This is a genomic window from Pleomorphochaeta sp. (assembly GCF_050031695.1).
Taxonomy (GTDB): Bacteria; Spirochaetota; Spirochaetia; order Sphaerochaetales; family Sphaerochaetaceae; genus Pleomorphochaeta.
The window spans coordinates 47,141-53,529 of the sequence record NZ_JBNAIC010000062.1 but is presented as its reverse complement, the minus strand read 5'-3'; the positions used below and the strand labels follow the sequence as shown (position 1 = coordinate 53,529).

The 6,389-nt window shown below is 26.7% G+C and carries 4 protein-coding genes; all 4 read left to right on the top strand.

The features are described from left to right. The first annotated feature begins 139 nt into the window (after positions 1 to 139). Positions 140 to 640, top strand: coding sequence for an aminoacyl-tRNA hydrolase (gene pth / locus ACPKM0_RS11170; protein WP_472475995.1), 501 nt, complete (start codon positions 140 to 142; stop codon positions 638 to 640). Between the two features lie 131 nt (positions 641 to 771). After that, positions 772 to 4,104, top strand: a complete 3,333-nt coding sequence (locus ACPKM0_RS11165) for an alpha-amylase family glycosyl hydrolase (RefSeq protein ID WP_472475993.1) — start codon at positions 772 to 774, stop codon at positions 4,102 to 4,104. Between the two features lie 110 nt (positions 4,105 to 4,214). Continuing rightward, the gene (locus ACPKM0_RS11160) at positions 4,215 to 5,483 is read left to right on the top strand and encodes a cation:dicarboxylate symporter family transporter (protein ID WP_472475991.1); all 1,269 of its coding nucleotides are present in this window, start codon (positions 4,215 to 4,217) and stop codon (positions 5,481 to 5,483) included. A 79-nt stretch (positions 5,484 to 5,562) separates the two neighbouring features. After that, positions 5,563 to 6,330, top strand: a complete 768-nt coding sequence (locus ACPKM0_RS11155; protein ID WP_472475989.1) for a hypothetical protein — start codon at positions 5,563 to 5,565, stop codon at positions 6,328 to 6,330. Positions 6,331 to 6,389 lie beyond the last annotated feature (59 nt).

Genomic DNA, 6,389 nt, shown 5'->3' with positions numbered 1-6,389 from the left:
AGCAGTAATCATAACCACTAACTTTACCGGCTCCTGCATCAAACATTGCAGATTTTACTAACTCTAAATGTGATGTTGGAACATATACAAATACATGATACATCTTGTAATTACCTCTTGGTATTATTATAGTATAAATATGATAAAAATGATTGTATTTTTGGGCAATCCCGGTAAACAATATTTAGACACTAGGCACAATATTGGTTTTAGTATTTGTGATTACAAATATAACAATATTTCATTTCAAAAGAAATTTAATAGCTTATTTGCCAATGTAAATTCTATAAAGATTCTTAAACCACAAACTTTTATGAATAATAGCGGAAAAGCAATTCAAGCTGCTATGTCTTATTTTTCAATTCAAAGCAATGAAATTTTAGTTGTTCATGATGATTTAGAACTTGATTTTTCTAATATAAAAATCCAACAAGGTGGAGGGTTAAAAGGACACAATGGGTTAAAAAGCATTAAAGAACAAATTAAAAAAGATGATTTTTATAGACTCCGCTTTGGTATAGGTAGGCCTAAGCATAAAAATGTTTCTTCTTTTGTTCTTTCTAAATTTGATAATGATGAAAAAATTAGTTTACCAATATATATAGAAAAAGCTAGTAAGTTAATTGATTCTTATATATAAATTGAATTTTTCTTATTACTATAAGGAATAAAATATTTTACTTAAAATAAATAAATTTACATTTTTTAGATTATTCTATTATTTAACTTGTAAAATAAAATATGTTATACTTTCTTTCAACAGGAGGCCACATGACATCAAGAGATTTTAGGCTATCAAATATTATTAGAACTGAATTAAAAGATTATTCAATTTATTTTCAAACTAACAAAAAAATTAGCTCTTTTTACAAACAAGCACAAGAACTTTCTTATAACTACAACACTACAACGTTAAAGAATGATTATTTAAGTGCTTCTAAAGTAAATGCTTGTGCAATTTTACACACTTTATACCAAAATTTAATAACTAATTATATTAAAAATTCAGATTCAAGCTTCTTTTCAAGAATGCTTCCTCTTGTTTCAAAAAACAAAGATGCAAATGAAGTTTTAGCATTTTATTCAAAAGAATTTCCATCTCCTTTATTAACAGATCAACAAGTTTCAATAGAACAATATACGGAAGAAACAATTAGAGCTTTTTTTGTTCATAGAGTTATGACTCATAACCCAGCTCTATTAAAATCAATTAGACCTTTAATTTATAGAGATGAATTAATATTTCCAAGTGCATCAAAAGCTTTATCAGCAATAATGGGAGAATTTTCCTCATCAAGACCTACTGTTGAAGGTAGTGATGAAGATTTATTTGCTTTCTTATTAACCCCTTCAAGGCTACATCCAACTTCTTTAATAGATCAAATTAGCTTTATCTTAGAAGAATGGTCACATCTAATTTCAGATGAATTAAAAATAAACCTATTAAAAGCTATTGATTTAGAAAAAGAAGAAAATAAACCAGTTTTCTTTGATAATACAGGTGGAAATGCTAATGCAGAGACATACGTTCCTGACTACTCTCATTTTAATGAAGAATATGAAGCATTTTCTGAAGATAGAAATTGGATGCCTAATGTTATCATGATGGCTAAAAGTACTCTAGTATGGTTAGATCAACTTTCTAAATATTATAAAAGACCAATTATTACTCTAGATCAAATCCCTGATCAAGAACTTGATAATCTTAGAAATAGAGGATTTACAGCTCTTTGGTTAATAGGATTATGGGAAAGAAGTGATGCTAGTAAAAAAATAAAAAATCTTTGTGGTAACCCAGAAGCTGAAGCTTCAGCCTATTCATTAAAAAATTATGAAATATCACATTCTATTGGAGGATGGAGAGCTTTAGAAGAATTAAGAAGCCGTTGTGAAGAAAGAGGGATTAGACTAGCATCTGATATGGTACCAAACCATACAGGTTTAGATAGTGATTGGGTTTTTAATAAACCAAATCTATTTGTTCAACAAAATTATCCGCCTTTCCCGTCCTATACTTATAATGGCGAAGATTTATCAAATAACCCTGATATAGAAATAAAAATCGAAGATCATTACTTTGAACAAAGCGATGCTGCAGTTACATTTAGAAGAAGAGACAAAAGAACAAATGAAACAACTTATATTTTCCATGGAAATGATGGAACATCAATGCCATGGAACGATACAGCTCAACTTGATTTTTTAAATCCATTAACTCGTGAAGCTGTTTTCCAACAAATAAGACATGTTGCTAAAAACTTCTCAATTATTCGTTTTGATGCCGCTATGACGCTTGCTAAAAAACATATTCAAAGATTATGGTACCCTAAACTCGGACACGGTGGAGATATTGCCGGTAGAACTATATATAGTTTAAGCGATAAAGAATTTGATGAATTAATTCCAAAAGAATTCTGGCGTGAAGTTGTAGATAGAATGGCCGAAGAACTACCTGATACTCTTTTATTAGCTGAAGCGTTTTGGATGATGGAAGGTTATTTCGTTCGTACTTTAGGAATGCATAGAGTATATAATAGTGCATTTATGAATATGCTTAAAAATCAAGAAAACAAAAAATATAAAGATTCTATTAAAAAAACATTATCTTTTGACCCTGAAATATTAAAAAGATATGTTAACTTCATGAGTAATCCTGATGAAGAAACTGCAATTGGTCAATTTGGTGATGGCGATAAATATTTTGGAGTATGTACTCTTCTCTCTACAATGCCAGGATTACCAATGTATGGACATGGACAAATTGAAGGTTTGAAAGAAAAATATGGAATGGAATATAAAAAAGCATATTGGGATGAATGGCCAAATGATTCTTTAATTGAAAATCATTACAAAAAAATATTCCCTCTACTAAAAAGAAGATATTTATTCAGTGGATCAGAACACTTTAACCTTTATGATTTATATAATAATGGTATTGTTTATGATTCTGCATTCTGTTATTCAAATGGAACAAATGAAGAAAAAACTTTGGTTTTATATAATAACCAATATGAAAGTGTAGAAGGCTATATTAAAACATCTACAGAAAAACTAAATAAATCAACAAACCAATTATTTACTTCAACTATATCCTCAAATCTTAATTTAACTTTAAGTGGAAAACATTTTTTAGTTTATAAAAACTTTAATGATGGCTTAACTTATTTAGCTCCTTCAATAAAAATTTATGATGAAGGCTTTTGGGTAAAATTAAACGGATACGAAACAAAAGTATTAATTGATATTCGTGAAATTGAAGATATAGATGGATCTTACTCAAGATTATATTCAAAAATATCTAATAATGGTGTTTTAGATTTAAATTTAGAAATTACAGCAATACGCTTAAACCCAATCCTAAAAGAAATGGATGCACTAAAATCTCCAGAACTATTAAATAATATAAAAAATCTATCTAAAGGTATTGTTTCAAAAACAGAAAATAAAAAATTAATTTTGCAAATAGCTCAATTATATTCAACATTACCTTCAGCTTATGATAATTTAACTGGATTTGCTAAATCTTATCTGTCAACAAAACCTAAAGAAATTGATCCAAAAAAGATGTTAGAAATATTTGAAAAATTCTCTACAGTTTTCCAAGAAAACTTATCATTAAGAAATCTTGGAAACACTTTAGATGAGTTACCAATTATTATTTCCTCTAGTTTGTTTATCTATCCGTTCTTGAAAGAAGATAGTACTGTTGAAGATATTTATAAACTTTGCAAAAAATTTATATTACATTATTTTTATAAAGATAGTTTTAAAAAATTAAATCTTAATAAAAATGAAATTGTTCATATATTAAATGGAAGTGCTATCTTTTTAAGAAGCTATAAACTTTTAGAAGAAAATCCTAGTGAATCATTTAAAGAATTATTTAATAATAATTTCTTTAAGAAATATACATTATGTAATGAATATCAAGGAATTACATGGTTTAAAAAAGAAGCTCTTCAGGACTTAATAGTTCTAACGGCTCTTTCTAAAGCTTTATTTGATTATAATAATTTTGATATTGATTCTTATTTATCAAGTCTATTATTAGCAGAAAACAAATCTGAATACCAATTAGATTTATTTTTATCAAATATTAATTAGCTGTTAAAAAACTAAATATCAAGCTTATATTTAAGGCTTAAAACCCTAAAATATAGCTTGAATATAGTTATTTAATTGACTTGTATCAAATGTTAAGGTAATCTAAATACATGAAAACTTGGATAACTTATTTAGTTGCAACATTTATGGGCTTAGCAACAACTTTACTATTAGGACAATTTGAAACCTATATTACATTTATTCAATCCTTTTCTACCTTGGTAATTCAATTTGGTGGATTTGTTTTATTTCCAATAGTATTAATTACTTTTACTTCAGGAATTGCTTCTCTTAGAAAAAATGGAATGGGTGGTAGATTAGCGGCTTCAACTTTTGTATGGAGTATTTTATCTACATTACTATTATCCTTTGTTGGTGTGTTTTTATTTAAAGTAATGCCAGTATCCTTTCCTGTTACATCAAGTGCTGGTGCTGGAACTTCAGCAGTAATTGAGTACATTAAAACTTCATTCTCATTAGTAAAAGATGTTTTTGAACCGATTAATCCTTTTTACTCAATAAGTGCGACACAGAATTTTCTGTTACCAATTGTTCTAGTAGCCTTTTTATTTGGTTATTTTTTAAAACCTTCAAGTGATGTAATTAGACCTGCATATGTTATTGTAAATTCATTTAGTGAAGTAATGTATAAAATATGTAGAGCTTATTCTTTATATGGTTTTGCTTTTGTTTATATTCTTTCTGCATCATTCTTTGCAACACTTCAAGATGAAGCAACTATTTTTGTTGCACCTAACTTTGTATTAAAACTTATATTATTAACATTAAGTGCTATATTCATCTTTTTACCATTATTATTTTCAATAGTGACAGGGTTTAAAGAAAACCCATATAAAATATTATATAGAACAACCGCTGCTTCATTAGCAGGATTATTTTCCGCAAATATTTTCTTTGCAACACCAATTAATTTTTCTCTATCAAGAATGAATTTAGGTGTTCAAAAAAGAGTATCATCTACATCCATTTCCTTGACTACTATTTTTGCTAGAGGTGGAAGTGCCATGGTTTCTTCATTTACAATTGCAGCTTTACTATATGCAGCTACTAATAAAGTTCCAGAAGTATCAATACTAATTTTCATAGCTCTATTTTCAGCTCTTATCTCCTTTATTAGCAGTGCTTTTTTAGGCTTTGAAGTATTCTTTATTATTTATTTTACATTAAAAATCTTATCAATAGATTTATATAATGCAGAAATGACAGTTGTTGGATTAATTCCTTTGCTATGTGGTCTAGGTACAATGATCGATGTAATTATTGGTGCTCTTGGAGCTGCTATTTCAAATATTTGGATATTACATAAAGAAAAAGGCTTGTCTCAGCTAATACATGTTCCTTATAAAAACATGCTCTAAATAACTAAATTATGTATCAAAAAGGGCATTTTGTTATTATTTCAAAATAGCCTTTTTTTATGAAAATATAAGAGGATTTATGAAAAAAAAAGGTCAATTATCAATAATTATCACACAATCTATAATAACAGCTTTTTTATTATTTTATATTCTTATTTCAATAGTTGATTCTTTTAGATTTTTCTCTAGTAATTATATGCTAAATTTAAAAGCATTATCTGATTTACTTCAGTTATTTTGTTACTTATATCTTTCGCTTAAGATATATCAAATGAATGAACCAAGAAGACAGACTTTTACAATTAATTTTTTATTAGTTCTCTTAAATTTATCTATAGATGCCTTTATTGTAATTACAACAAGGTATAATACTTTTAATTATGTATATTTTTCACCAATTTTTATTGGAAAACTTCATATTTTTACATTATTAAATTCTGTTCTATTTTTAATTTTATGTGGAATAAATCAAAACGGATCAAATACTAAAAATTTAAATTATGAAATTTCAATAACTTTTCTCCTATCTTTTGCATTAAGCTATATTTTTCCTGTTAATAGTCCGACTATTGAGAATCCTTCATTAATGATTAATACTTCGCCTTATTTTAAAATGCTGTTTGTTCTTCTAATTGTTATTGCTATTTTTAGCTATATACCATCATACATCCAAGATAAAACAACTCACAATAGATTAAAGACTTTATCTTTTATATTATTTACAATCTCAATTGGAATACTTAATTTCTCATTAAATACAAATTTTATATTAGGAATAATAGCTTTATTCACCCTTACCTTTTCATCAATATATTTAATTATTAATTTAAAATCATATTCTATATAAAAAAAGAGATGAAACAAAGTTCCATCCCTCTTTTTATGTTTATAAATAAAATCTATTTC